The sequence below is a fragment of the Streptomyces sp. NPDC008150 genome, assembly GCF_042956945.1.
In the GTDB taxonomy this organism is placed as follows: domain Bacteria; phylum Actinomycetota; class Actinomycetes; order Streptomycetales; family Streptomycetaceae; genus Streptomyces.
This window is the reverse complement of record NZ_JBIBHJ010000005.1, coordinates 144,572-169,590: the sequence shown is the minus strand read 5'-3', so window position 1 is coordinate 169,590 and position 25,019 is coordinate 144,572. Positions and strand designations below refer to the sequence as shown.

Annotated in this window: 23 protein-coding genes and 1 pseudogene; 14 read left to right on the top strand and 10 right to left on the bottom strand. The window is 73.7% G+C overall.

The features are described 5' to 3' along the window. Window positions 1-4: 4 nt before the first annotated feature. A complete protein-coding gene (locus tag ACFZA0_RS14840; RefSeq protein ID WP_391015779.1) occupies window positions 5-790 on the top strand; it encodes an aspartate/glutamate racemase family protein in 786 nt (261 codons plus the stop codon). A 106-nt stretch (window positions 791-896) separates the two neighbouring features. Continuing rightward, a complete protein-coding gene (locus ACFZA0_RS14835) occupies window positions 897-1,457 on the top strand; it encodes a hypothetical protein (protein WP_391015777.1) in 561 nt (186 codons plus the stop codon). Window positions 1,458-1,490: 33 nt separating this feature from the next. Here the strand turns inward: ACFZA0_RS14835 and ACFZA0_RS14830 are convergent, their stop codons facing one another. Then, window positions 1,491-2,552, bottom strand: coding sequence for an O-antigen ligase family protein (locus ACFZA0_RS14830; protein WP_391015774.1), 1,062 nt, complete (start codon window positions 2,550-2,552; stop codon window positions 1,491-1,493). 225 nt (window positions 2,553-2,777) lie between these two features. Here ACFZA0_RS14830 and lnt point away from each other — a divergent pair, with 225 nt between their 5' ends. The 3 genes from lnt (at window position 2,778) to ACFZA0_RS14815 (ending at window position 5,487) form a co-directional block, all read left to right on the top strand. Then, window positions 2,778-4,388, top strand: coding sequence for an apolipoprotein N-acyltransferase (gene lnt, locus ACFZA0_RS14825; RefSeq protein ID WP_391015772.1), 1,611 nt, complete (start codon window positions 2,778-2,780; stop codon window positions 4,386-4,388). Between the two features lie 68 nt (window positions 4,389-4,456). Then, window positions 4,457-4,936 (top strand): NUDIX domain-containing protein, encoded by a 480-nt coding sequence (locus ACFZA0_RS14820; protein WP_391015769.1) that lies wholly within the window; start codon window positions 4,457-4,459, stop codon window positions 4,934-4,936. 146 nt (window positions 4,937-5,082) lie between these two features. Beyond that, the gene (locus tag ACFZA0_RS14815) at window positions 5,083-5,487 is read left to right on the top strand and encodes an SseB family protein (RefSeq protein ID WP_391015767.1); all 405 of its coding nucleotides are present in this window, start codon (window positions 5,083-5,085) and stop codon (window positions 5,485-5,487) included. 30 nt (window positions 5,488-5,517) lie between these two features. Here ACFZA0_RS14815 and ACFZA0_RS14810 read toward each other — a convergent pair whose 3' ends face one another. From ACFZA0_RS14810 to ACFZA0_RS14790, 5 genes are all read right to left on the bottom strand, one after another. Beyond that, a complete protein-coding gene (locus ACFZA0_RS14810) occupies window positions 5,518-6,009 on the bottom strand; it encodes a MarR family transcriptional regulator (RefSeq protein ID WP_391015765.1) in 492 nt (163 codons plus the stop codon). Window positions 6,010-6,094: 85 nt separating this feature from the next. Then, window positions 6,095-7,126: a substrate-binding domain-containing protein gene (locus ACFZA0_RS14805; RefSeq protein ID WP_391015762.1), complete on the bottom strand. Its 1,032-nt coding sequence runs from the start codon at window positions 7,124-7,126 to the stop codon at window positions 6,095-6,097. Next, the gene (locus tag ACFZA0_RS14800) at window positions 7,123-8,040 is read right to left on the bottom strand and encodes an ABC transporter permease subunit (RefSeq protein ID WP_391015759.1); all 918 of its coding nucleotides are present in this window, start codon (window positions 8,038-8,040) and stop codon (window positions 7,123-7,125) included. The genes ACFZA0_RS14805 and ACFZA0_RS14800 overlap by 4 nt, the downstream gene beginning before the upstream one ends. Next, on the bottom strand, window positions 8,037-8,960 hold the full coding sequence (locus ACFZA0_RS14795) for an ABC transporter permease subunit (RefSeq protein WP_391015756.1): 924 nt from the start codon (window positions 8,958-8,960) through the stop codon (window positions 8,037-8,039). The genes ACFZA0_RS14800 and ACFZA0_RS14795 overlap by 4 nt, the downstream gene beginning before the upstream one ends. Next, a complete protein-coding gene (locus ACFZA0_RS14790) occupies window positions 8,957-10,285 on the bottom strand; it encodes an extracellular solute-binding protein (RefSeq protein WP_391015753.1) in 1,329 nt (442 codons plus the stop codon). The genes ACFZA0_RS14795 and ACFZA0_RS14790 overlap by 4 nt, the downstream gene beginning before the upstream one ends. 192 nt (window positions 10,286-10,477) lie before the next feature. Between ACFZA0_RS14790 and ACFZA0_RS14785 the strand changes: the two genes are divergently transcribed. The 7 genes from ACFZA0_RS14785 to ACFZA0_RS14755 all read left to right on the top strand — a co-directional run bounded on the left by ACFZA0_RS14785 (window position 10,478) and on the right by ACFZA0_RS14755 (window position 19,257). After that, window positions 10,478-12,508 (top strand): beta-galactosidase, encoded by a 2,031-nt coding sequence (locus tag ACFZA0_RS14785; RefSeq protein WP_391015751.1) that lies wholly within the window; start codon window positions 10,478-10,480, stop codon window positions 12,506-12,508. Between the two features lie 172 nt (window positions 12,509-12,680). Further along, a complete protein-coding gene (locus ACFZA0_RS14780) occupies window positions 12,681-14,243 on the top strand; it encodes a glycosyl hydrolase 53 family protein (RefSeq protein ID WP_391015748.1) in 1,563 nt (520 codons plus the stop codon). A gap of 237 nt (window positions 14,244-14,480) precedes the next feature. After that, window positions 14,481-14,966: a fluoride efflux transporter CrcB gene (gene crcB, locus ACFZA0_RS14775; RefSeq protein WP_391015745.1), complete on the top strand. Its 486-nt coding sequence runs from the start codon at window positions 14,481-14,483 to the stop codon at window positions 14,964-14,966. 9 nt (window positions 14,967-14,975) lie between these two features. After that, entirely contained in the window at window positions 14,976-15,350 is a 375-nt protein-coding gene (crcB, locus tag ACFZA0_RS14770; protein ID WP_391015743.1) for a fluoride efflux transporter CrcB, read from the top strand. 114 nt (window positions 15,351-15,464) lie between these two features. Next, complete coding sequence (locus tag ACFZA0_RS14765; protein WP_391015741.1) at window positions 15,465-16,298, top strand: undecaprenyl-diphosphate phosphatase; 834 nt, start codon at window positions 15,465-15,467, stop codon at window positions 16,296-16,298. A gap of 191 nt (window positions 16,299-16,489) precedes the next feature. Continuing rightward, on the top strand, window positions 16,490-17,908 hold the full coding sequence (gene mptB, locus ACFZA0_RS14760; protein ID WP_391016536.1) for a polyprenol phosphomannose-dependent alpha 1,6 mannosyltransferase MptB: 1,419 nt from the start codon (window positions 16,490-16,492) through the stop codon (window positions 17,906-17,908). Then, the gene (locus ACFZA0_RS14755) at window positions 17,905-19,257 is read left to right on the top strand and encodes a glycosyltransferase 87 family protein (protein WP_391015739.1); all 1,353 of its coding nucleotides are present in this window, start codon (window positions 17,905-17,907) and stop codon (window positions 19,255-19,257) included. The genes mptB and ACFZA0_RS14755 overlap by 4 nt, the downstream gene beginning before the upstream one ends. A gap of 83 nt (window positions 19,258-19,340) precedes the next feature. Here ACFZA0_RS14755 and ACFZA0_RS14750 read toward each other — a convergent pair. The 3 genes and pseudogenes from ACFZA0_RS14750 to ACFZA0_RS14740 form a co-directional block, all read right to left on the bottom strand. After that, window positions 19,341-20,171, bottom strand: a pseudogene (locus ACFZA0_RS14750) (D-alanyl-D-alanine carboxypeptidase family protein); the annotation flags it as partial. 183 nt (window positions 20,172-20,354) lie between these two features. Then, window positions 20,355-21,599: a transcription termination factor Rho gene (rho, locus tag ACFZA0_RS14745; RefSeq protein ID WP_391015737.1), complete on the bottom strand. Its 1,245-nt coding sequence runs from the start codon at window positions 21,597-21,599 to the stop codon at window positions 20,355-20,357. A 454-nt stretch (window positions 21,600-22,053) separates the two neighbouring features. After that, window positions 22,054-22,446 carry a nuclear transport factor 2 family protein gene (locus tag ACFZA0_RS14740; RefSeq protein ID WP_391015734.1) on the bottom strand — a complete coding sequence of 131 codons (393 nt, stop codon included), beginning with the start codon at window positions 22,444-22,446 and terminating at the stop codon, window positions 22,054-22,056. Between the two features lie 73 nt (window positions 22,447-22,519). On the opposite strand from ACFZA0_RS14740, the gene ACFZA0_RS14735 reads away from it, so the two are divergent. Together ACFZA0_RS14735 and ACFZA0_RS14730 are read left to right on the top strand one after the other, a co-directional pair. Next, window positions 22,520-23,083, top strand: a complete 564-nt coding sequence (locus tag ACFZA0_RS14735) for a helix-turn-helix transcriptional regulator (protein WP_391015731.1) — start codon at window positions 22,520-22,522, stop codon at window positions 23,081-23,083. 4 nt (window positions 23,084-23,087) lie between these two features. Further along, window positions 23,088-23,831, top strand: a complete 744-nt coding sequence (locus ACFZA0_RS14730; protein ID WP_391015728.1) for a methyltransferase domain-containing protein — start codon at window positions 23,088-23,090, stop codon at window positions 23,829-23,831. A gap of 18 nt (window positions 23,832-23,849) precedes the next feature. Here ACFZA0_RS14730 and ACFZA0_RS14725 read toward each other — a convergent pair whose 3' ends face one another. Further along, the gene (locus ACFZA0_RS14725) at window positions 23,850-24,818 is read right to left on the bottom strand and encodes an acetylxylan esterase (RefSeq protein WP_391015725.1); all 969 of its coding nucleotides are present in this window, start codon (window positions 24,816-24,818) and stop codon (window positions 23,850-23,852) included. Between the last annotated feature and the right edge of the window lie 201 nt (window positions 24,819-25,019).

The following is a 25,019-nucleotide window of genomic DNA, read 5'->3' as shown; positions in this document are numbered from 1 at the left end:
CCGGGTGAAGATCGCGCTCATGGACTCCGGGATCGGACTGCTGGCCGCCACCGCGGCGGTACGGCGCCTGCGCCCCGACGCGGATCTCGTCCTCTCCCTCGACCCCGACGGCATGCCCTGGGGTCCGCGCACGCCCGAGGACCTCACCGGCCGGGCCGTCGCCGTCGCCGAGGCCGCCGCCGCGCACGACCCCGCCGCGCTGATCATCGGCTGCAACACCGCGACCGTGCACGCCCTGCCCACCCTGCGCGCGCTGCTGGAGCCCGGCCTCCCGGTCGTCGGCACCGTCCCGGCCATCAAGCCCGCCGCGGCCGGCGGCGGCCACTTCGCGATCTGGGCCACCCCCGCCACCACCGGCAGCCCCTACCAGCGCGGGCTGATCCGGGACCACGCGACGGGTGCCACCGTCACCGAGGTGCCCTGCCACGGACTCGCCGAGGCCGTGGAGCACGCCGACGCCGAGGCGATCGACGCGGCCGTCGCCGCCGCCGCGGCCCTCACCCCCGACGACGTCGGCACCGTCGTCCTCGGCTGCACCCACTACGAACTGGTTGCCGAGCGCATCCGCGCCGCCGTCCAGCGCCCCGGCCGCCCGCCGCTCGTCCTGCACGGCTCGGCCGACGCGGTCGCCGCCCAGGCACTGCGCCGGATCGGTGAACTCCCGGCGCCCGACGCCGCCCCCGGCGGCACCCTCACCGTCCTGCTCAGCGGACGCCCCGGCGAACTGCCCGCGGCGGCCGCCGAGTACGCCGAGGGCCGGTCCCTGCGGGCCGTCACCCCCGCCCGCTGACGGCCGGCGGACCCTCGCCGCACCCCTTCGCCCGGTACGGCGGACCGGGACGTTCACGCTGTGCGACGAGGTACCCGCGCAGGGAAACCTGAGTAACCTCATAGCCATGAGGGACCACCCCCGGGGCGAGCAGACCTCGCACACCGACGTATGGACAGGCCGCGCCACCAACCGCGTCCAGTGGCTGCTGGCGCTGGTCGGCGCCGCGTGCGTCGCGCTCGGCATCGAACTCGCCGTCGTCTCGGCGTGGACGTCCGGGGTCACCGCGCTCGCCATGTCGGTGGTGGGCTGCATCGCGGCCGGCCTGCTGGTCCTCTTCGGCACCCTCGCCTTCGTGCACGTCGCCCTGCGGGTCGACGACGACAGCCTGGAGGTGCGCTGCGGGCACATCGGGCTGCCGCGCCGCCGCATCCCCCTCGACCACGTCGCGGGCGCCGACTTCGCGCCCCTGGTCACCCCGCGCCACTGGGGCGGCTGGGGCTACCGCTGGCTGCCCGAGAAGGGCACCGCCGTCGTCGTGCGGCGCGGCGAGGGCATCGTGCTGCGCCTGTGGGACGGCCACACCTTCACGGTGACGGTCGACAACGCCGAGTCCGCGGTGCGCGTCATCCGGGACCGGCTGCGCCCGGCGACGCCCACGACCCCGACCACGCCCGGCGCGGTCTGACCGGTCTGACCCGCCCCGCCCGGCCGGGGCGCGTCACTCCGCCGGTCCATCCCGGGGCGGGCGCGCGCCGGACTCCGCCTCCTCCGCGAGCGGATGCGCCGTGGCCAGCCCCGCCAGCACTCCCGCGCCCGCCGTCACCGCCGTGAAGCTCAGCGCGTTGCCGACCGACGCGACCACCGCCAGCAGGCTCAGGGCCACGCCCGCGGTGAGTGCCTGCGGCGCCGGCCGGTCGGTGCGCCACAGCGCGTACAGCAACCAGCAGAACGCGGCCGCCAGCAGGGCCACCCCGGCGAGTCCCTGTTCGGCGGCCATCTGGAGCGGTGCCGAGTGCGGGGTGCCGTCGGCTGCGGCGACCGCGGTGCCGGACTGGCCGAAGCGCCCGGGGCCCACCCCGAGCAGCCAGTGCGAGCGCGCGAGCCGCCACGCGTCGTGCCACAGCCCCACCCGGCGGCTCGACAGGCCGCCGGCCGCCGACTCGGTGAGACCCTCCGGCAGCACGTCCGCGGCCACCGCCCAGGCCGCCCCGGCCGCGAGTGCGGTCAGCAGGGTCAGCGCCGCGACCCCCGGGCCGCGCCGCACCCGGCCCGCCCCGAGCGAGCACACCAGCACCGCGGCGCAGCACACGCACCCGGTCACCGAGCCCGCCACCCCGGCCGCCACCGCGATCCCGGCGGCCAGCAGCCGCAGGGCGGTCCGCACCCCGGGCACCGGGGTGGCCCAGGCGGCACAGCAGGCGGCGCCCGCCGAGAGGGTCAGCAGCGCGGCGGTGGCGCCCAGGTGCCCGAGCGGCACGGCGAACCCCCGGCCCGGATCGAGCCCCGGCGCGGCCAGCGTCACCACCGGCCCGGCCAGCGCGCAGGCCGCCGGCACGGCCACCGGCAGCAGCGCGCCGCCGATGCGCCCGGCCGCGTACCCGGCGCTCACGGCCAGCACGGCGAGCAGCACCCCCTCCGGGCGGCCGTCCCGCAAAGCCGCCGTGACCAGCGACCAGACGGCGCAGCCGCCGAGCACCAGCACCCCGACCACGTCGGAGACGTCGCGTCTGTCGCCCCCCGCGGACACCCCGTCCGCCGGCACCAATCCCGTGGACCGCACCTCGTAGCCCCCCGACCCCGCCGACCGGCCCCCGCCGGTCCACGCCCCCGCCGTGCCCCGTCGCACGACACGGGTCAGGCCACACCGTAACCGCCCCCGGGTCCCGGCGGGACGGGTTGGACGCCACGGGTACGGGCGGCGGCGCCGGCCCCTCCCGCCGACGGCCCCGGGAGGGGCCGCGCACCGCCCGGCCTGCGTCAAAGGGGCCGGCCGTACACTCCCGGGGTGACCGTCACCGCAACTTCCGCCGACGACACGGACGGGACGCAGACGCAGTCCCCCGCCCGGCCTTGGCGCACGAAGCTCGCCCGTTCCGTCCCGGCCGCCGCGGCCGCGCTCTGCGGGCTGCTGCTCTACGTCAGCTTCCCGCCGCGCACCCTGTGGTGGCTGGCGCTGCCCGCCTTCGCCGGACTCGGCTGGGTGCTGCGCGGCCGGAGCTGGAAGGCGGCCCTCGGCCTCGGCTACCTGTTCGGCCTGGGCTTCCTGCTGCCGCTGCTGGTGTGGACCGGCGTCGAGGTCGGCTCCGGTCCCTGGATCGCCCTGGTCGCGGTCGAAGCGGTGTTCGTCGCCCTGGTCGGCGTGGGCATCGCCGCGGTGTCGCGGCTGCCGGTGTGGCCGGTGTGGGCCGCCGCGCTGTGGATCGCGGGCGAGGCGGTACGCGCCCGCGTCCCCTTCGGCGGCTTCCCCTGGGGCAAGATCGCCTTCGGCCAGGCGGACGGCGTGTTCCTCCCGCTGGCCGCCGTGGGCGGCACGCCCGTACTCGGCTTCGGCGTCGTCCTGTGCGGCTTCGGCCTCTGCGAGGCGGTGCGGCAGGTCGTCGAGGGGCGCCGGACCGGCGCCCTGCGCACCGGGGCCGCCGCCGCGGCCGTGCTCACCGTCGCCGTCCCGCTCGGCGGCGCGCTGGCGGCGCGGGCGCTGGTCAGCGACAAGGCCGAGGACGGCACCGCCACCGTCGCCGTCATCCAGGGCAACGTGCCGCGCGCCGGGCTGGAGTTCAACGCCCAGCGCCGCGCGGTGCTCGACCACCACGCGCGGGAGACCGAGCGCCTGGCCGCCGAGGTCAGGGCGGGCAAGGTCGCCAAGCCGGACTTCGTGCTGTGGCCGGAGAACTCCTCCGACATCGACCCCTTCGAGTACGCCGACGCGTGGGCCGTGATCGACGGGGCCGCCAAGGCGATCGACGCGCCGATCTCGGTCGGTTCCGTCGTCGAGCGCGGCGGAAAGCTCTACAACGAGCAGATCCTCTGGGACCCGGTCAAGGGCCCCGTGAACACCTACGACAAGCGCCAGGTCCAGCCGTTCGGCGAGTACCTGCCGCTGCGTTCGCTGGTCGGCGCCATCAACAAGAACTGGACGTCGATGGTCGCCCAGGACTTCAGCCGGGGTACGAAGCCCGGCGTCTTCACCATGGACGGCACCAAGGTCGGCCTCGCCACCTGCTACGAGGCGGCCTTCGACTGGGCGGTGCGCGACACCGTCACGCACGGCGCCGAGATGATCTCCGTGCCCAGCAACAACGCGACCTTCGACCGCAGCGAGATGACCTACCAGCAGCTCGCGATGTCCCGCGTCCGCGCCGTGGAGCACAGCCGTACCGTCACCGTCCCGGTGACCAGCGGCGTCAGCGCGATCATCCTGCCGGACGGCACGGTCAGCCAACGGACCGGCATGTTCGTCGCCGACTCGCTGGTGCAGAAGGTGCCGCTGCGCACCTCCGAGACGCCCGCGACCCGCCTCGGCATCCTGCCGGAGATGGTGCTCTGCGCGGTCGCGGCGGCCGGCCTCGGCCTGGCGATCGGCGCCGGGGTGCGCGGGCGGCGCGCCCGTGGCGTGTAGCGGTACGCCGGGCACGCGCCGTCGGCGGGGGAAGGGGCGCGCGGCGGACAGCCCGTAGGGTCGGACGCATGGCGACTCCTGACTTCATCCGTACCCTCCGGGCGTCCGCCGGCAGGCAACTGCTGTGGCTCCCGGGGGTCACCGCCGTCGTCCTCGACGACGACGGCCGCGTCCTGCTCAACCGGCGCACCGACACCGGCAGGTGGTCGGTGATCGGCGGCCTGCCCGATCCGGGCGAGCAGCCCGCGGCCTGCGCGGTGCGCGAGGTGGAGGAGGAGACCGCGGTGCGCTGCGTCGTGGAGCGGCTCGTCCTGGCGCAGGCGCTGGAGCCGGTCACGTACGAGAACGGCGACGTCTGCCAGTACATGGACATCACGTTCCGCTGCCGCGCGGTGGGCGGCGAGGCCCGCGTCAACGACGACGAGTCGCTGGACGTCGCCTGGTTCGCGGTGGACGCCCTTCCCGACATCGGCGAGTTCGGGCGCTTCCGCGTCAAGCAGGCGCTGGCCGGCGGGCCCGCCTGGTTCGATCCGGCGGGCGGTGCGTGAGGCGGGCACGCGATCCTCACGAACGGCTTTGAATGCCCGTGGCGAGTCCGGGTAGGCAAGCAGGACCGCTGACCCGGACCGGGCCCGACGGGCCCGGTCCGCAGCGGCGTACCACCGCCTACAGCAGGGGATACCAGGGATCTGCCATGGAGACACCCGCGTACGACAACACCGCCACACCGGCCCGGCGCGCGCTCGACGTGCTCGCCGCCAACACGGAGGACCAGGGGGCACTGGACACGCTCGCCGGCAGCGACGTGCTCGTGCCCGTGCCCGACGACGTCGCCGACGAACAGGCCACCGACCCGACGGCCGTCGCGCTGCCGGTGCTGGAGAGCCCGGAAGGAGGCGGCCCCGTGGTCCCGGTGTTCACGTCGGAGGGCGAGCTGGCCGGCCTGCTGCCCGAGGTGTCGCGCTACCGCCTGGTGCCGCTGGGCGCGCTCGCCTCCCAGTGGCCGGCCGACGACCTCTGGCTGACCATCGACGGCAGCTCGGAGCACCGCCTGACCCTCAGCTCGCAGGGCGTCCGCACCCTGCTGGTACGGGCCTGACGCACGCCGCCGCACGTCCGCGCCCGGGGGTCAGCCCCCGGGCGCGGTTCGTGTACGACCCGCCGACGCGGGAGTGCGGACCCCGGGCACCGGCACCGCGGTCGCCGGGTCCGCCGCGGTCTCCGCGCCGGGGTCGCCGTCGAGCATCCTGGCGAGCACCTCGCGCTGCAACGGCTGCACGCGCGCGTGCAGGGAGCGGCCCTTGGCGGTCAGCCGGACCCGGACCCCGCGCCGGTCCTCGGCGCACTCCGACCGCTCCACGAGTTCGTCCCTCTCCAGCCGCGCGAGCAGCCGCGACAGCGCGCTCTGGCTCAGATGGACCCGCCCCACCAGACGGTGCACCCGGCACCGGTCGCCGGGGCCGGGCGGCGCCGAGGCGAGGACGTCGAGCACCTCGAAGTCGCTGGCACCCAGACCGTACGGATGCAGCGCGCGGTCGATCTCGCACAGCGTGCGCGCGTGCACCGACAGGAGATCCCGCCACCGCTGCTCCAGCCGGGTGCCTGCCGCGTTGCCTGCCATGCATCGCATGTTAATGCGCTCGTAGCATCGGCGGAGGGTGTTGGCAAAGCCCGCCCCACCTCCGCGCAAAACCTCTCCGGAGTGCTCAGGCGGAGTCGCGCCGGACCAGTTCGGTCGGCAGGATCACCGTCGCCGGGTCCTCACCGCCGACCTGCGCCAGCAGGACCCGCACCATCTCCGCGCTGATGCGGTCCCAGGGCTGCCGGATCGTGGTCAGCGCCGGGTGGCCGGCGAGCGCCGCGGGCGAGTCGTCGAACCCGCCCACCGCGACGTCCTCGGGAACCCGGCGCCCGGCGCGCCCCAGGGCCGCGAGCACGCCCAGTGCCATCAGGTCGGACGCGACGAACACGGCGTCCATGTCCGGTGCGCGGGTGAGGAGTTGCTCGGCCGCCGCCTCGCCGCTCGCCCGGCTGTAGTCGCCGGACGCGACCAGGTCCTCGTCCACCGCGACGCCCGCCTCGGCGAGCACCTCCCGGTAGCCGGCGAGGCGTTCGACGCCGCCCGGGGTGTCCAGCGGCCCGGTCACCACGCCGATCCGGCGGCGGCCCAGCGAGAGCAGGTGCCGGACCATGTCGCGCGCCCCGTCGCGGTCGTCGGCCGCCACGTAACTCACCTTGGATCCGAGCCCGATGGGCTTGCCGCACGCGACGAGGGGGACGCCGGCCGCGCGCAGTTCCTCCGCGACCGGATCGCCGGAGTGGCTGGAGACCAGCAGCACCCCGTCGACGTGCCCGGCGGTGATGTACCGGGTGATGCGCCGCCGTTCGTCCTTGGTGCCCGCCAGCATGAGCAGCAGCGGGATGTCGTGCGCCGCGAGTGCCTGGGTGCAGCCGCGCAGCAGGACGTTGAAGTTGGGGTCCTCGAAGAACCGCTCCTGCGGCTCGGTCAGCAGGAAGCCGACCGAGTCGGAGCGGCCGGTGATCAACGAGCGGGCGTGCCGGTTCACGACGTAACCCGTCCTGCGGATCGCGGAGTTGACCGCTTCCTGGGCGGACGGGCTCACGTAGTGGCCGCCGTTGAGGACGCGGGAGACGGTGCCTCGTGAGACTCCCGCCTCGCGCGCCACGTCGTGGATCGTCGGCGGTTTGCGCCGGCCCCCCGTGTTGTTCATGGTCATGACTTTACGGCTCCGGACAGCAGGTCGAGGCTCCAGAACCGCTGCACCACGAGGAACAGGGCGACGAGCGGGACGACCGCGAGCAGCGCGCCCGTGATCACCAGCGTGTACAGCGCCGGGGTGTTGGAGCCCTGTTCGAGCAGGGTGTACAGGCCGAGCGTGACCGGGAACTTCTCGTCGTCGCTCAGCATGATGTACGGCAGCAGGAAGTTGTTCCACACGGCGACGAACTGGAACAGGAACACCGTCACCAGGCCCGGCACCATCATCGGCAGCGCGATCCTGGTGAAGATCCGCCACTCGCCCGCCCCGTCCATCCGCCCGGCCTCGACCATCTCGGACGGCACGGCGGCCGTCGCGTAGATGCGGCTGAGGTAGACGCCGTACGGGGAGAGCACCAGCGGCAGCAGCACGGACAGGTAGGAGTCCGTGAGGTCCGCCTTCGCCAGCAGCAGGTACTGCGGCACCGCGAGGATCACCGGCGGCATGAGCACGCCCGCCAGCAGGACGTTGAACAGGCTCTCCCGGCCGCGGAACCGGTAGACGGCGAGCGCGTACCCGCTCAACGCGGACACGGCGGTGGACAGGACCGCGCCGAGCCCCGCGTACAGGGCGGAGTTGCCCATCCACTTCCAGTAGAGGCCGCCGCGGTAGGCGCTCAACTCCCTCACGTTGTCCGTGAATCCGCTGCCCGGCAGGAACGTGAACGTGGAGAACAGCTCGCGCCCCGACTTGGTGGCGGCGATCACCACCCACGCGACGGGCAGCAGGCAGTACAGGGCGCCGAGCAGCAGGGTCACCGTCGGGACGAGCGCGGTCCTGCGGGGCCGGGAGGGGCTCCGCGCGGTGCCGGACGCGGTGTCCGCGGCGGGAAGGACGGCCGGGGCGGCGTCGCTGACGGCCGGCGTACTCATCGTGCTGCCTCCTGCTGACGGCGTCGGTTGGCGGTGCGCAGGAAGGCGAACGACACCAGCAGCGTGGCGAGGGCGATCAGTGTCGCCTCCGCCGCGGCGGCGTAGACGTCTCCCTTGGCGAAGGCGTCCTGGTACACCTTCATCAGCGGACTCCAGGTGGTGGAGACGGAGTTGGTGAGCGGTTTGAGGGTGGTGGGCTCGTTGAACACCTGGAGCGTCGCGATGATCGAGAAGAAGAGGGTGAGCACCAGCGACGGCGCCACCATCGGGATCTTGATCCGCAGCGCGACCTGCAACGGCGTCGCGCCGTCGAGCTTTGCGGCCTCGTGCACCTCGGCGGGGATCGCCCGCAGCGAGGTGTAGATGACGATCATGTTGAAGCCGGTGCCGCCCCACACCGCGATGTTGGTGAGCGCGAGATAGAGCGGGCCGCCGTCCAGCAGGTCGGGCTGCGGCAGGCCGAGCCGGTCCAGGACGTAGTAGAACGGGCTGACGTCGGGCAGGTAGAGGAAGCCCCACAGCAGGGCCGCGACCACGCCGGGCACCGCGTACGGCAGGAAGATCGCGAGCCGGGTGAACGGGGCGAGCCGCACCCGTTCGCTGTCCAGCATCAGCGCGAGGAGCAGCGCGAGGCCGAGCATCAGGGGGACCACCAGGCACCCGTAGCCGAGCACCCGCAGGGCGCCGCGCAGGAGTTCGCTGTCGGTGAGGGCGTCGGTGTAGTTCTCCAGCCCCGCCCAGACCTCCTTGCGCGCGCCCGCGCCGAGGCCCAGGCCGGAGACGTGCACCTTGTGCAGGCTGAGCCAGAGCGCGTAGCCGATGGGAAGCGCGAAGAACAGCAGGAAGAGGGTGACCGCGGGAAGGAGGAAGGCGTACGGGGCCCCCTTGACCCCGTACGACCCGCTGCGCGGCGTGCTCATCCGGTGACCCCGAAGCCCTGCTTCTTCAGGTCGGCGACCGTGGCGTCCTGCATGGTCCGCAGGGCGGCCCCGAAGTCCGACTTGTTCTTGGCGGCGGCGCCGAAGGCGTCGTTGAAGGAGCCGTAGGCGACGTTCACGTTCGGGCCCCAGGCGGACGGTGCCGTGGTCTTCGCGATCTTGGCGGCCTCGGTGTAGAAGTCCGCCTGGTTCGAGAAGTACGCGGGCGGGCTGGTGAAGGCGCCGGACGTCTGGGCGTCGGTGGCGGCCGGGTAGATGCCGCCCTCCTTGGCGAGGGCGGTCAGCGCGGCGCCGTCGGTGTTCAGCCAGGCGGCGAACTTCGCGGCGGCGTCGCGGTTCTTGGAGTCCGTGGTGACCGCCGTGGACGAACCGCCCCAGCTGCCGGTCACGTTCTCGCCCGCGGACCACTGGGGGAGCGGGGCCATCGCCCACTTGCCCTTGGTGTCGGGCGCGGCCGTGGTCAGGGTGCCGGGCGCCCACACGGCGCTGACCCAGGCGATCTGCTTGCCGGTGTCGAGGGCCTTGTTCCAGGCGGGCGTGTACATCGGCTGGTTGTCGATGGCGCCCTCCTTGACGAGGCCGCCCCAGAAGTCGGCGACCTTCCGCGTGGCGGTGTCGTCGATGCCCACCTTCCACTTGTCGCCGGACGTGGTCCACCACTTGGCACCGGCCTGCTGGGCGAGTCCGGCGAACAGGCCGGAGTCGTTGGCGGAGAAGGTCGTCAGGTCCGTGTCCGGCGACTTCTTCTTCAGGGCGCGCGCGGTCGCGGCGAACTCGTCCCAGGTGGTGGGGACGTGAAGGCCGTACTTCTTGAACAGGTCGGCGCGGTAGTAGAACATCATCGGCCCGATGTCCTGGGGTATCGCGTAGACCTTGTCGGTGCCGAGCGTCGTCTGCTGCCAGACGCCGTCCGCGAACTCCTTCTTCGCGTCGCCGGCGGCCTTGGAGATGTCGGCGAGCGCGTCGTTGCTGACCAGGGTCGGCAGTGCCTGGTACTCGGCCTGCACCAGGTCGGGCGCCTTCTTGGCCTTGTGGGCGGTGAGGATCTTGGTGACCAGCGAGTCGCCGGACGCCTGCTTCTTCACGACGACCTTGATCTGCTGCTTCTTGCCCGGCCCCGCGTTCCACAGGTCGACGACCTTGTCCATGCCGGGCGTCCAGGTCCAGTACGTCAGCGAGACGGGACCGGAGGCGCCGTCGCTGTCGTCGTCGGACGATCCGCAGGCGACGAGTGCGGTGGCGCCGAGCGCGACGGCGACGGCCGAGGCCGCGCAGCGACGGAGGTGCGGGTGCTGTCTGTTCGGCATGGAACGCATGGAACTCTCCCCTGACCAGGGCCCCCACGTCGTTGCGAGGGCCTGCCACGCTTCTGTGAGCGTTCACAGTAGAGAAACATCCAGGACACTTGTCAATGGTTGTTGCTGTGCGGTTATGTTGGGCTCACGGCCCTGGCGCCGTGTGTGCACGTTCCCAAATGATTGAAAAAACGGGAGAGATCGATGCCGGAGACCACCCCCCGCGCACCCCGCGGCCCGTCCGGGCTCGCCTTCGGCGGGGACTACAACCCCGAGCAGTGGCCGCGGGACGTGTGGGACGAGGACGCGAGGCTGATGCGCGAGGCCGGCGTCAACCTCGTGAGCGTCGGCATCTTCGCCTGGTCCCTGCTCGAACCCGCCCCGGGCGCCCACGAGTTCGGCTGGCTCGACGACGTTCTGGACCTCCTGCACGCGAACGGCGTCCGCGTCGACCTCGGCACCCCCACGGTTGCCCCGCCCGCCTGGTTCTACCGCGCCCACCCCGACGCGCTGCCGGTCACCGCCGACGGAACGCGGTTCTCCTTCGGCTCCCGCGGCGCCATCTGCCACAGCAACGCCGGCTACCGCGCGGCCGCCGCCGACATCACCACGCGGCTCGCCGAGCGCTACGCGGACCACCCGGCGCTGGCCATGTGGCACGTCCACAACGAGTACGGCGTCCCCGTCTCGGCCTGCTACTGCGACTCCTGCGCCGCCCACTTCCGGCGGTGGCTGGCCCGCACGTACGACAGCGTCGACGCCCTCAACGAAGCCTGGGGGACGGCCTTCTGGGGCCAGCGCTACGCGTCCTTCGCCGAGATCGACCCGCCGCGCGCCACCCCCACGGTCGGCAACCCGGCCCAGGCACTGGACTACCGGCGGTTCGCCGACGCGACCCTGCGCGAGAACTTCGTGATGGAGCGCGACATCCTGCACCGGCTCGCGCCCGGCGTGCCCGTCACCACCAACTTCATGACCGCGCTCAGCCAGTGCGACTCCGTCGACTATTGGGCCTGGGGCCGCGAGGTCGACGTCGTCACCAACGACCACTACCTGATCACCGACGGCCGCCGCACCCACGTCAACCTCGCCATGGCCGCCGACCTGACCCGCTCGGTCGCCGGCGGCGCGCCCTGGCTGCTGCTCGAACACTCCACCTCGGGCGTCAACTGGCAGCCCCGCAACCCCGCCAAGGCCCCCGGCCAGATGGCCCGCAACTCCCTCGCGCACGTGGCGCGCGGCTCCGAGGGCGCGCTGTTCTTCCAGTGGCGCCAGTCACGGCGCGGCGCGGAGAAGTTCCACTCGGCGATGCTCCCGCACGGCGGCACCGACACCCGCGTGTGGCGCGAGGTCGTCGAACTCGGCGCGGCCGTCGAGGCGTTGGGCGCCGTGCGCGGCACCCGCACCGAGGCCGACGTGGCCGTGCTGTGGGACTGGCAGTCCTGGTGGGCGCAGAACCTCCAGTGGCACCCGAGCGAGGACCACGACCCCCGCGAACGCGCCGACGCGTTCTACGAGGCCCTCTACGACCGCCATCTCACCGTCGACTTCGCCCACCCCGAGGCCGACCTGTCGGCGTACCCCCTGGTGGTGGTGCCCGCGCTCTACCTGATGACGGAGGCGGCCGGCGCGAACCTGCGCGACTACGTCGAGAACGGCGGCACCCTCGTCGTGTCCTACTTCTCGGGCATCGTCGACGAGCACGACGCCGTGCACGACGGCCCCGTCCCGGGACCGCTGCGGGACGTACTCGGCCTGACCGTCGAGGAGTTCAACCCGCTGCCGGCGGGCGGGGGTGTGCGGCTGCGCGGGCCCGGCGGTGCCGAACTGACCGGCGACGTCTGGAGCGAGTTCGTGGTGCCGCGCGGCGCGGAGACGGTGTGGACGTACACCGACGGCCTCGTGGCCGGCCGCCCGGCCGTCACCCGCAACCGGCTCGGGCGGGGCACCGCCTGGTACCTGTCCACGCGCCTGGCCCCCGGGGCGCTGGACGTGCTGCTCGGCGCCGCTGCCGAGGACGCCCGGATCGCGCCCCGCGCGGCCCTGCCCCGCGACGTCGAAGTGGTGCGCCGCAGCGGCGATTCGGGCAGCTACCTGTTCGCGGTCAACCACACCGCGTCGGACGCGAAGGTGCCGCTGGAGGCGCCGGGCACCGAACTGCTCACCGGCGAACGGGCCGCGGGCCGCCTCGTGGTCCCCGCGGAGGCCGTCCGGGTCGTCCGGCTCGACGGCTGAGGCCGCCGACGGGGAGGGCGCGCACGCCGGGCCGGGCGTCCTCCCCGCGGCACCCCACAGACTCCCGTGCCCGTCCGCGCACGAGCCGCCGGGCGCGGGTCCCCGGTGCCGCCGAGGCGCCGGGACCACCCGGGGACCGCCCGTCCCCACGTCGAAGGGACGACGAACGACGATGTTCCATCCCAGACGCACCCTCACCGCCCTGCTGCTGCCCCTGGTGGCGGGACTCGCCCTCACCGCCGTGCCCGCCCAGAGCGCGCACGCGGCGAGCACCCTCACCAACTCCGGCTTCGAGAGCGACAGTTCGGGAGCCGCCACCCCCACCGGGTGGTCGGAGTCCGGAAACACGGCCGCCTCGTACACGGAGTCCGGCGGCCACAGCGGCAGTTACCGCCTCACGCACTACGCCGCCTCCGCGTACAAGGTGGAGACGTACCAGTCCCTGACCGGGCTCACCAACGGGGCCTACCGCCTCACCGCCTGGGTGCGCTCGGGCGGCGGCCAGAACTCCGCCTACCTCGCCCTCAGGAACTGCGGCGGCGCCGAGCAGCGCACCGACCTGCCGGTCTCCGCCGCCGGCTGGATCCACCTGGTGGTGCCCGTCAACGTCACCACCGGCCGGTGCACGGTCGGCGTCGTCTCCGACGCGAACGCCGGGAACTGGATCAACGTCGACGACCTGACGTTCGCGGCCGGTTCCGCCACCGGGGTCGCCGTCAAGGGCGCCGACATCTCCTCCCTCGCCAAGAGCGAGGCGTACGGCGGCACTTACCGCACCAGCTCGGGCACCGCGGGCGACGCGCTCACCATCCTGAGGTCCGCGGGGATGAACTACGCCCGCCTCAAGGTCTGGGTGAACCCCGCCGACGGCTACAACAACAAGGCCCGCGTCCTCGCCATGGCCAAGCGCATCAAGGCGCAGGGCATGAAGCTCCTCGTCGACTTCCACTACTCGGACACCTGGGCCGACCCCGGCACCCAGACCAAGCCCGCCGCGTGGTCCGGCCACACGTACAGCCAGCTCAGGACCGACGTCTACAACCACACGTACGACGTCCTCAACGCCCTGAAGGCGCAGGGCACCACGGCCGACATGGTGCAGATCGGCAACGAGATCAACGCCGGCCTCCTGTGGGACGAGGGCTCGACCAGCAACTGGACGCAACTGGTGGGGCTGCTCAACTCCGGCTACAGCGCGGCCAAGGCGGTCTCCTCGTCCACCGCGGTCGCCCTGCACATCGCCAACGGCGGCGACGAGGCGGGCACCCGCTGGTGGTTCGACAACGCGGTCGCGAACGGCGCCCGGTTCGACGTGATCGGCCTCTCCTACTACGGCTACTGGCACGGCTCGCTCGCCGACTTCCAGACCACCCTCGACGACGCGGCCGCCCGCTACGGCAAGCCGGTCTACGTCGCCGAGACGGCCTACCCGTTCCGCCTGGACAGCGAGGACGCGCTCACCAACATCATCGACACCACCGGTGAACTGGTCGCCGGCTACCCCGCGACCACGGCCGGGCAGGCGGCCTGGCTGCGGGACGTCATGAACATCGTGGAGGCCGTGCCGAACGGCCGCGGCCTCGGCGTCTTCTACTGGGAGGCCACCTGGACCGCCGTCGCCGGCAACGGCTGGGACCCCACCGACGCCTCCTCCGGCAACGGCTGGGAGAACCAGGCCCTGTTCGGCTACGACGACCGGGCACTGCCGGCCATGACCTGGTTCGGCCACCGCTGACCGGGCCGGGGGCGGGCCGGCGGTGACCGGAACCACCGCGGCCCGCCCCCGCGCTCCGTCCGTCCCGGGCTCCGGACGCGTTAACCTGTCCCGGCCGTGATCTTGTGACGCTCCGCGTCGCGCCGCGGCACGGCGGTGGGGCCCGCCGTATCCGAACCGCGGCACGGACGCCGCCGACGGTCCCTGCCCGCCCCGGTCCGCGCCCCGCGACCGCCGTCGATCAGGAGACGTACGCGGATGACCGCCCCCGACGCCGAGAGCGGCGAGGCCGCCCGCCCCCGCCCCGCGCCGCCGCCCCTCCTGCGCGGCCAGGCCCCCTTCGTCGCGGTGGTCGCGGCCGGCGGCGCGCTCGGCGCCACCGCCCGGTACGCGGCGGGCCTGTGGTGGCCCGCCCGGCCCGGCGGATTCCCGTGGACGACGTTCTGGGTGAACGTCACGGGCTGCGCGCTGATGGGTGTGCTGATGGTCGTCGTCACGGAGGTCCGGCGCCCGCACCGGCTGGTGCGCCCCTTCCTCGGCACCGGTGTGCTCGGCGGCTACACCACCTTCTCGACGTACGGCGTCGACACCCGCTGGCTCGTCGACTCCGGGCGCGCCGCCACCGGCCTGCTCTACCTGGCCGCGACACCCCTCGCGGCGCTCACCGCCGTGTGGCTCGCGACCCTGGCGGCCCGTGCCGCGTCGGCGGGACGCGAAAGCGGGCGAACCGGACGCGAAGGGTAAGGAACCGTTGTGAACTGGCTGTTGGTCGTCCTCGGCGCCCTCGTGGGTGCCCCGGCGCGCTATCTCACCGACCGCGCGGTCCAGGCCCGCCACGCGACCGGCTTCCCCTGGGGCACCTTCACCGTGAACGTCGCGGGCTCCGCCGTCCTCGGCCTGGTGACCGGCGCGGTGGCGGCCGGCGCCGCCGACGTCCACCTGCAACTCCTTGTCGGCACCGGCTTCTGCGGGGCCCTGACGACCTACTCCACCTTCTCGTACGAGACACTGCGCCTGGCCGAGACCGGGGCGCGGCTGCACGCCGTCGCCAACGTCGTGGGGAGCATCACCGCCGGACTCGGCGCGGCTCTCGTCGGCGGCGCGGTCGCCCAGGCCCTCTGGGGCTGACCCGCCGCCGCGGTCCGGCCGGTGCCCACCCCCGGACCGCCCGTCGGACGGCCGGGCCCGGTACGCCAGACTGTCCCGCGCAACTGTCGATCAACTTTTTCAGAACTGGATCCCATGAGCGTCATCAACGTCGGTCAGGCCGTCGTCCTCGGAATCGTCGAGGGGGTGACCGAGTTCCTGCCCGTCTCCTCCACCGGCCATCTGAAGATCGCCGAGGGGCTGATGGACATCCCCGTCGACGACGACGCCGTCGTCGGCTTCTCGGCCGTCATCCAGGTCGGGGCGATCGCCGCGGTGCTCGTGTACTTCTTCAAGGACATCGTCCGCATCGTCACGGCGTGGTTCCGCGGTCTCGCGCACCGGGAGGAGCGCTACCACCACGACTACAAGTTCGCCTGGTGGGTCATCTACGCGACGATCCCGATCGTGATCGTCGGTCTGGCGGCCAAGCCCCTCATCGAGGGACCGCTCGCCTCGCTGTGGGTGGTGGCCGCTTCGCTGATCGTGGGCAGTGGCGTGATGTGGGCGGCGGACCAGATGGGCCGGCACAAGCGCGGCGAGGACGACACCACGTTCAAGGACGCGATGCTGGTGGGCTCCTCGCAGATCCTCGCGCTGCTGTTCCCCGGCTTCTCGCGCTCCGGCGCCACCATGTCCACGGCCCTCGTCCTCGACCTGAACCGTGTCGCGGCCACCCGGCTCTCGTTCTTCCTCGGCATCCCCGCCCTCACCGGCGCCGGGCTGTACGAACTGAAGGACGCGCTCGGCACCGGGGTGGGCGCGGCGCCGCTCGCCGTCGGCACGATCGTCTCGTTCGTGGTCGCCTACGGCTCCATCGCCTGGCTGCTGAAGTTCGTCGCGAAGCACTCCTTCAACGCCTTCGTCATCTACCGGATCGTGGTCGGCCTGGCCCTGTTCGGCATGCTCGCGACGGGCGTCCTGGACTGACCGGTCCGGCCGCCCGGCGGACACCGGCGCCCGGGGGGCGTGCGGCACGCACCCGCGTGCCGCACGCCCCCCGGGCGTTTCGGCGCACCCCCGCGTCCGGCCCACGAGCCGGTCACGCTGCCGCCGCCGCGCGGTGACGGGCCCGACGCCTGCCGGCCATCCGGTCCGTACAGGCTGCCCGCGTGCCGGCCATTCCTCGCCCCGTCGACCTCCGCCAGTGCCGGGCGCTGGGCCTGGCCGGTACCGCCTTCCTCGCCGCGGGCGGCGAGGCGTCGGGCGCCCTGCCCGTCGGGGACCTGCTCGCCCCCGTCCCGGCACGACCCGCCCTCGGCCTCGTCACCGCGTACTTCGGCCTCGTCCTGCTCATCGCGGCCTGGGCCGCCCTGGGACGACTCGCGCTCGGCCCGCGACCGCCCGCGCCGCGCGCCCTGTACGGCGTCCTCGCGGTGTGGTCGGCGCCGCTGCTGCTCGCGCCGCCCCTGTTCAGCCGGGACGTCTACAGCTACCTCGCGCAGGGCGCCATGGTCGACGCCCGTATCGACGTGTACGCGCACGGACCCGCGCGTCTCGGCGGTCCGCTCGCCGACCAGGTCGCGCCGCTGTGGCAGCACACGGCCGCCCCGTACGGGCCGGTCTTCCTCAGGCCGGCCGCCGTGCTGACCGCCCTGACCCGCGACGACCTTCCGGCGGGCCTGCTCGGCATGCGGCTGCTCGCCCTGCTCGGGGTGGCGCTGATGGCCGCGGCGCTGCCCCGGCTGGCCCGGCACAGCGGCGCCGACCCCGCCGCCGCGCTCTGGCTCGGCGCCCTCAACCCGTTGGTGCTGCTCCACCTGGTGGCCGGTGCCCACAACGACGCCCTCATGCTCGGGCTGCTGGGCGCCGGGCTGGTCGCTGCCCGTGGCAGGTGGCCGCTGCTGGGTGCGGTCCTCGTCACCCTCGCCGCGCTCGTCAAGGCGCCCGCCGTGCTCGGGCTCGCCGCGATCGTCGCCGTCCGCATCCACGCCGGGGCGCGGCCCGCCCCGGCCGTCGCGACGACGGCGGCCGCCGCCCTCGTCACCACGGTCGCCGCGACCGCCCTCGCCGGCACGGGATACGGCTGGGCGCACGCCCTGGGCACCCCCGTCTCCTCGCACAACTGGGCCCTCACCAGCCTCCTGGGCCGCGCGACCGGGGCACTGCTCCAGCGCCTCGGCAGTGACCTGGCCCCGCTGGCGACGACGGCCTGGCACCTGCTGGGTCTCGCCGTCACCGCGGCCGTGCTCCCGCCGCTGTGGTGGCGGCTGCGCCCGCGCCCCGTCTACGCACTGGGCCTGGCCCTCGCGACGGTCGCCGTGCTCGGCCCGGCACTGCGTCCCTGGTACCTGCTGTGGGGGGTGTTCCCGATAGCCGCGGCCGCGCCCGCCGCGGCCGTCCGCCGCCGGGCCGCCGTACCCGTCGCGCTGCTGGCGCTCGTCGTGCTGCCGGACGGAAACCCGGCGGACGCCGGGCAGTTGGCGTCCGCCGCGGGCGGAGGACTGCTCGCGGTGGTGGTGCTCTGGCAGCTCCACCGGATGCTCGGCGTGCCCGCGGCCCGCGGCGGCCCGGCCCCCGCTGGGGGCGGTACGACGTGAGGGCGCCCGGCACCGACCGCGGCCGGGTGCTGCTGGTCCTGGCCCTGGCCGTCGCGGTGACCGTCTTCACGGCGACCGTGCCGCTGCTGCGCGGCTCGTTCGACCTGCGCGTCTACCACGGCACCGTGAACGGCTGGCTCCACCACGGCGGCCGGATCTACGACTACCGGATGCCGGGCACGGCGTACGGGTTCACGTACCCGCCGTTCGCGGCCGTCGTCATGGCGCCGATGGCGCTGGTCGGCGTGCGCACGGCGATCGCGCTGGGCCTGCTCCTGAACCTCGCCGCCCTCGCGGCGGTGCTGCGGCTGCTCGCCGGGGCGCGGTGGCGGCGCCACGGCTGGTTCGGCGGGGCGCTCGCCTGCTGCCTGCTCGCCCTGTTCGAACCGCTGCGCGACACGTTCAGCTTCGGCCAGGTCAACCTGGTGCTGCTGGCTCTCGTCCTCACCGACCTGCGGCTGATCACCTCCGGGCGCGAGCGCCTGGCGGGCGTCGGCATCGGCCTCGCCACGGCGGTGAAGCTGACGCCCGCGCTGTTCATCGGGCTGCTGCTGGTGACCCGGCGGTGGCGCGCCGCGGCGCTGGCGAGCGCGGTGACGGCCGCGGCGACGGGGTTCGCGGCGTGCCTCGACCCGGCCGCCTCGCGGTTCTACTGGACGGACGCGCTGTGGGACACCGGTCGCGTCGGCCGCGCGGAGTACGTCTCCAACCAGTCGCTCCAGGGCGTCCTGGCGCGGCTCGGCGACCCCGGCCGGGGGCTGTGGGCGGCGGCGGCAGCGGTGGTGCTGGGCGTGTGGGCCCTGCGGACCCGGCGCGCGGCGTCCCGCGGCGACTGGACGGCGGCGTTCGCGCTGACGGGGCTGACCGCCTGCCTGGTCAGCCCCGTCACGTGGGTGCACCACCTGGTGTGGCTGCTGCCCGCCTTCGCGGTACTGCTGCGGGCCGGCCGGACGCGGGTCGCCGCCGCCCTGTACGCCGTGCTGTGCACGAGCGTGGTGTGGCTGTGGACCGGCGACGCGTCCGGCGTGGACGGCTTCCTGGGTTCCAACGCGTACGTCTGGATCACGCTGGGCCTGCTGCTGTGGCTTCCGTCCGGTCAACTCCCGTCGGCACGCCCGCCCTTGGACCGCAGAACCATGCCGACGGCGCAGGCACCGAGACCGGCGGCCCCGGCGATCGCCCAGGTCTGCGGCCAGCCGGGGCCGTCCGGCGCGGGGGCGGGCGCGGCGACCGGCACGGAGGTGGGGCCGGCCTGCGGCGCGGGCTTCAGCCCGTCCAGCGAGCCGACGGGATCGACGCGGCCGGCGGCCGAGAAGCCCCAGTCGAGCAGCGAGCGCGCCTCCTCGTAGACGGTGAACCCGCCGCCCGCCTGCGGGTTCATCAGCGTGGCCACGAGGGTGCGGCCGCCGCGCCGGGCCGCGACCACGAGGGTGTTGCCGGCGTTGCTGGTGTAGCCGTTCTTGATGCCGATCAGCCCGGGGTAGGGGTCCACGCCGTCGGCGCCGGTGAGCAGCCGGTTGGTGTTGCGGATACCGAATCCCCAGCCCTGCGAGGGGAACTGGGCCTCGGCGGTGGAGCAGTAGTGCGCGAAGTCCGCGTTGCGCAGCCCGGCCCGGCCGAAGACCGCGAGGTCGTACGCGGAGGACACCTGGCCCTCGGTGTCGTAGCCGTCGGGGGACAGGACGTGGGTGTCCATGGCGCCCAGGGAGCGCGCCTTGTCCTGCATCTGGTGCGCGGTGGTCTCCCAGCCGCCGTTGAGGGCGGCCAGGACGTGCACGGCGTCGTTGCCCGAGTTGAGGAAGACCCCGCGCCAGAGGTCGGCGACCTCGTACGTCCGCCCCGCGTCGACGCCGACGAGGCTGCTGCCGGGGCCGACGTCGGACAGCTCCTCCTCGCTGACCGTGTGCCGGACGCCGGCGGGCAGCACGGGCAGGACGGTGAGCGCGAACAGGGTCTTGAGGGTGCTGGCGGGCGGCAGTTTGCGGTGGGCGTCGTTGGCGGCCAGCACCTCGCCGCTGGTGGCGTCGGCGACGACCCACGACAGGGCGGACACGTTGGGGACCTCGGGTGCACCCGCGTGCGGCCGGACCTGGGTACCGGCGCCGTACAGGAGGGACGGCAGGGGTGCCGTCGCCCGGGGTCCGCCCGGCACGGCGGGGTCGGGCCCGGCGGCTGCCGTCGCCACGGGCGCGAGGGCCAGGACCCCCGTCACGCAGAGGGCGCAGGCCGACACAACGGTCCGGGAAGTAAATCCGATGGTCATACCGCAAACGTAGGAATGCACTCCGTCCTACGCCCTGTTTTCAGGGCCGAGTGGGGAGCGCGTGCACCCGGATGCCCCAGCCGGAGGGTGACGCGGCGCTCTCTCCGGCGGCCGTGCGACCTTCCACCGAGCGGCGCTCCACCGTGCACCTTCTCGCTGTGCGCCGTCCCGCCGTGCGGCCTTCTACTGCGCGGCCGGCAGCGTGGGCTGGATGCGGCGCAGGAAGGTGGCGTTGTCGGGGGTGGCGCGCATGCGGTCGAGGAGGATTTCGAGGGACGTGCGGCCGTCGCGGCTCTGCAGCGCCCGGCGCAGACCGTGCGTACCGGTCAACTCCGCCTGGGAGAGCAGGAATTCCTCGCGCCGGGTACCCGACGTGGTGATGTCGACGGCGGGGAACACGCGGCGCGAGGCCGGTTCCCGGCTCAGCCGCAGCTCCATGTTGCCGGTGCCCTTGAGCTCCTCGAAGAAGTAGTCGTCGGCACGGGAGCCCGTCTCGACCAGGGCGGTGGCGACGATGGTCAGCGAGCCGCCCTCCTCGGCCAGGCGGGCGGCGCCGAAGAACCGCTTCGGCCCGAGGATCGCGGCGGCGTCGACACCCCCGCTGAGGGTGCGCCCGCCGGAGGAGGCGCTGTTGTTGTGCGCGCGGCACAGCCGGGTCAGCGAGTCCATCAGGATGACGACGTCCTCGCCGTTCTCGACGAGCCGCTTGGCCCGCTCGACGACGAGCTGGGCCAGGGCGACGTGCTGCCGGGGCGCCTGGTCGAAGGTGGAGGCGTACACCTCGCCGCGCACGGAGCGCCGCATGTCGGTGACCTCCTCGGGCCGCTCGTCGAGGAGCAGCACCATGAGCCGGCATTCGGGGTGGTTGCCCGCGATCGCGGCCGCGTACTGCTGGAGCAGCACGGTCTTGCCGGTCTTCGGCGGGGCCACGATCAGCCCGCGCTGACCCTTGCCGACCGGGGCGAGCAGGTCGGTGACCCGGCCCGCGAGCCCCGACGCGGGGTGTTCGAGGAGCAGCCGCTCGCGGGGGTGCAGCGGTGTCAGGTCGCCGAAGTGGCGCCGGGTGCGGGCCTGGGCCGCGGGGCGGCCGTTGACGTGGTCGACGTCGGTGAGGGTGCGCTGCGCGCCGCGCGGGCCGGTGACGAGGTCGCCCTTGCGCAGTCCGTACTTGCGGATCAGCGCGGCGGGCACCTGGAGGTCGGTCGGGGCGGGCAGGCAGCTCTCGGCGCGCAGGTGCCCCTTCCCGTTGCCGTCGATGTCGAGGACACCGATGACGGGCCGGGCCGGGGCCTGCTGCTGGACGGGGGGTTCGAGTGTGGTGGTCATGAGGTGAGTCCTTTCGTGGACCGGGGGGGAACGCAGTACGGGGGAGGGGCGTCGCGGAGAGGGGGAGAGCGCACGAACGCGTCTCCGGGCGACGGAGAACATCACCTCGGTGCGGCGGGGAACGCTGCCGTGAGGTGGTGCGGGGAAGCCGGGGCGTCGGCCGCAGCACGGCGGACGGGCCGGCGAGAAATGAGGAGAACAACTGGCACTGGCGCCCGAACCTGGGGCGTAACACAAGTGCTGGCGTCAGCGTAGCACCGTTGCCGTGCGGAGTCCGGGAACCGCGGCGCGACAGAGGTGCCGGCGCCGGGCGGAAACCCGTGAACGGGGCAGTCCGCGCAGGTCACGGCGCCTGTCGTGGGTACAACACGGAGACGTGCCGGGTTTGTTCCCGGCGCGTCGCCGTTCGTTTTCTCCGACCTGCGGGTGCGGTGACGGCGCGCGAGGGCGGGCGACCGGAACCCGTGCCGAGCGGCGGGCGGAGGCGCAGAGTTGACACCCCGTCAACAACGCCGTGGGCGGCCGGAGTTGGGGAATTCTCCGGATGCCCCCGCGGTCACGCCCCGGCGGCCTCCTTGAGGATGCGGTCGAACTGGGCGCCCATCGCCGCCTGGAGCGCCTGTGCGGCCGACAACGGCCGCACCATCACGGTGATTTCGTCGATCAGGCCGTTCTCGTCCAGGTGCAGGAAGTCGCAGCCGTCGATCTCGCGTTCACCGACCCGCGCCGTGAAGACCAGGGCGTGGTCCCGGCCGTCCGGGCCGCCGATCTCGCGCACGTAGCGGAAGTCCTCGAAGACCCGCGCGGCGCCGCGCAGGATCGCCGCGGTGATCGCCCTGCCCGGGTAGGGCCGGAACACGACGGGGCTGTTGAAGACGACGTTCTCGGCGAGCAACGCCTCGACGGCGTCCAGGTCCTGTGCCTCGACCGATTCGCGGAAGGCGCGCATCGGACCACCACCTCTTGGTCACTTTGTTGAGTAGGTGCGGACGACAATATTCAACGGCTGCTAGCGTGTCCACATGTCTCTCAAGTACGCCGTGCTGGCAGCCCTGTTGGAGGGTGAGGCGTCCGGTTACGAGCTGTCGAAGGGCTTCGACCTGTCCCTGGCCAACTTCTGGCCCGCGACGCCGCAGCAGCTCTACCGCGAACTGGAGAAACTGGCCGGGGAGGGCCTGATCGCGGCACGCGTGGTGCAGCAGGAACGCCGCCCCAACAAGCGGATGTTCACCCTCACCGGGGCGGGCCGCGCCGACCTCGCCGCCTTCGCCGCCGAACCGCCCCGCAGGCCCGGAACCGTGCGCGACGAACTCCTCGTGAAGATCCAGGCGATGGACGCGGCGGACCCGGCGGCGACCCGCGCGCTGGTCGAGGAGCGGGCCCGCTGGTCGCGCGGCAAACTCGACCGGTACGAGCGCGTGCGCGCCCGGCTGCTGGACGGCCGGGACGAGGAGACCTACCTGCGGGAGGCCGAACGCGTCGGCCCCTACCTGACGCTGCTGGCCGGCATCGCCTTCGAGGAGGACAGCATCCGCTGGTGCGCGCGCGTACTCACCGTGCTGCGCGGCCGGGCATCCCTAGACTGACCCGGTGTTCAGCCCCGAAGGACCCGGCCTGCGTGAACTCGCCGTACAGGCGCTCTCCTCCGTCGAGCACGGTTACGACCTGCTCGCGCCGAAGTTCGACCACACACCGTTCCGAACCCCCGACTCCGTGCTCGACGCCGTCGTGACGCAACTGCGCGGCGCGGGGGACTTCGACGACGGGCTCGACCTGTGCTGCGGCACCGGCGCGGGCACCGACGCGCTGGCCCGGGTGTGCCGGGTGGGCGTCACCGGCGTCGACTTCAGCGCCGGGATGCTCGACGTCGCCCGGCGCAGGCCGCGCCCGGCGGGCGGCCCGAGGACGACGTGGGTGCGCGCCGACGTGCGGGACCTGCCGTTCGGCCCCGCGTTCGACCTGGTGGCGAGCTTCGGGGCGTTCGGCCACTTCCTGCCGCGTGAACTGCCCGGCCTGTTCCGCCAGGTCCACGACGTGCTGCGGCCCGGCGGCTGCTTCGCGTTCCCCGTTCTCGCGCCGCCCCGGCCCACCGAGGCGGCGTTCTGGATGCTGTGGGGCTTCGACACCGTCATGCGGGTGCGCAACGCGCTGTGGCGGCCCCCGTTCGTCATGTACTACCGGGCCTTCCGGCTGGGCGAGGTGGGCCGGGAGCTGGCGCGGGCCGGGTTCGCCGTGGAACTGCGCCCGCTGCCGGAGTTCGGCGAGCGCGCGGACGGCAGCCCCCGGGCCGCGATGGTGCTGGCGCGCCGCGGGAGTGCCGGCCGCCGTTCCTGAACCGCCGCCCGCCCCGCCTCAGGCGTACGCGGCCAGCCAGCGGATGATCGCGGCCTCCTGGTGACTGCCGCCGCCCTCATGGTCGTTGAAGTCGTACACCTCGATCGACTTGTCCTCGTGCGCCCAGGAGTTGAAGGCGCCGAACACCGTCGACGGCGGGCAGGTCTGGTCCTCCAGGGCGGTCGAGAAGAGCGCCGGGGCCCGGCCGCGCGCCGCGAAGTGCACGCCGTCGAAGTACGCCAGCGTCCGCAGCGCGTCCTCGGTGCGGCCCCGGTGGGTCTTGAGCCAGTCGCCGATCTCGCGGTACGGGCTGCGGTCGGTGAGCGTGACGGCGCGCGGGAAGTCGCACAGGAACGGCACGTTCGCCACGACCGCCACCACGTCCGGCACGAGGGCGCCCGCGGCGAGCGCGATGCCGCCGCCCTGGCTGGTGCCGAGCACGACCGTGCGCGCCGGGTCCACCAGCGGATGGGCGCGCCCGGCCTCGACGGCCCGCACCGCGTCCGCGAACACCCGGCGGTAGTAGTAGTTCTCGGGGGCATCGAGACCCCGGGTCATGAAACCGGGGAACGCGGGCGCGGAGCCCACCGGGTCCGGGGTGTCGCCCCCGCCGCCCCATCCGCTGCCCTGCCCCCGCGTGTCCATCACGAAGTGCGCGCGGCCCGTCGACGCCCACAGCAGGTGCTCGTGCGGCAGGCCCCGCCCACCGCCGTAGCCGACGTACTGCACCACGAGGGGGAGCGGCGACGCGACCTCGGCGGGCAGCGTCAGCCAGCCCCGTACGGGGTGGCCGCCGAACCCGGCGAACGTCACGTCGTACACCTTCACCGTGGACAGGCCCGAGTCGACCAGTTCGAAGCGGACGCCCAGGTCGTGCCCGTGCGTCTCCCGCAGCGTCCGCGACCAGAACGCGTCGAAGTCGTCGGGCTCGGTGGAGACGCTGCGGTACTCGCGGAGTTCCGCGAGCGGAAGGTCGAACAGGGCCATCGACAGCCGCCTTCGTGCGGGAGCGGGGGTGCGGACGATCACCGTACGGTCCCGTTCGGAGTACCGCCAGAGTGCGCGCGGGGCCGCGTGCGGGTCGGTCGGGGCGCCCGATCATGACAGCGGTATGAACACTCGCGCCGCCCGGGAATAGCCGCCCGGTCCGCACTCCTTGCAGGTGAGGTGCCCACTCCGGCTGTCCCG

Bases quoted from the DNA above. Each gene is read 5' to 3' on its own strand.
- ACFZA0_RS14740 (WP_391015734.1), bottom strand. From the start codon at position 22,446: ATGCGCGCCTTCCGCGAATCGGTCGAGGCACAGGACCTGGACGCCGTC.
- ACFZA0_RS14805 (WP_391015762.1), bottom strand. From the start codon at position 7,126: ATGACCATGAACAACACGGGGGGCCGGCGCAAACCGCCGACGATCCAC.
- ACFZA0_RS14800 (WP_391015759.1), bottom strand. From the start codon at position 8,040: ATGAGTACGCCGGCCGTCAGCGACGCCGCCCCGGCCGTCCTTCCCGCC.
- ACFZA0_RS14795 (WP_391015756.1), bottom strand. From the start codon at position 8,960: ATGAGCACGCCGCGCAGCGGGTCGTACGGGGTCAAGGGGGCCCCGTAC.
- ACFZA0_RS14790 (WP_391015753.1), bottom strand. From the start codon at position 10,285: ATGCCGAACAGACAGCACCCGCACCTCCGTCGCTGCGCGGCCTCGGCC.
- ACFZA0_RS14725 (WP_391015725.1), bottom strand. From the start codon at position 24,818: ATGGCCCTGTTCGACCTTCCGCTCGCGGAACTCCGCGAGTACCGCAGC.
- ACFZA0_RS14815 (WP_391015767.1), top strand. From the start codon at position 5,083: ATGGAGACACCCGCGTACGACAACACCGCCACACCGGCCCGGCGCGCG.
- crcB (WP_391015745.1), top strand. From the start codon at position 14,481: ATGACCGCCCCCGACGCCGAGAGCGGCGAGGCCGCCCGCCCCCGCCCC.
- ACFZA0_RS14835 (WP_391015777.1), top strand. From the start codon at position 897: ATGAGGGACCACCCCCGGGGCGAGCAGACCTCGCACACCGACGTATGG.
- ACFZA0_RS14780 (WP_391015748.1), top strand. From the start codon at position 12,681: ATGTTCCATCCCAGACGCACCCTCACCGCCCTGCTGCTGCCCCTGGTG.
- ACFZA0_RS14810 (WP_391015765.1), bottom strand. From the start codon at position 6,009: ATGGCAGGCAACGCGGCAGGCACCCGGCTGGAGCAGCGGTGGCGGGAT.
- ACFZA0_RS14735 (WP_391015731.1), top strand. From the start codon at position 22,520: ATGTCTCTCAAGTACGCCGTGCTGGCAGCCCTGTTGGAGGGTGAGGCG.
- ACFZA0_RS14785 (WP_391015751.1), top strand. From the start codon at position 10,478: ATGCCGGAGACCACCCCCCGCGCACCCCGCGGCCCGTCCGGGCTCGCC.
- rho (WP_391015737.1), bottom strand. From the start codon at position 21,599: ATGTTCTCCGTCGCCCGGAGACGCGTTCGTGCGCTCTCCCCCTCTCCG.
- ACFZA0_RS14765 (WP_391015741.1), top strand. From the start codon at position 15,465: ATGAGCGTCATCAACGTCGGTCAGGCCGTCGTCCTCGGAATCGTCGAG.
- ACFZA0_RS14820 (WP_391015769.1), top strand. From the start codon at position 4,457: ATGGCGACTCCTGACTTCATCCGTACCCTCCGGGCGTCCGCCGGCAGG.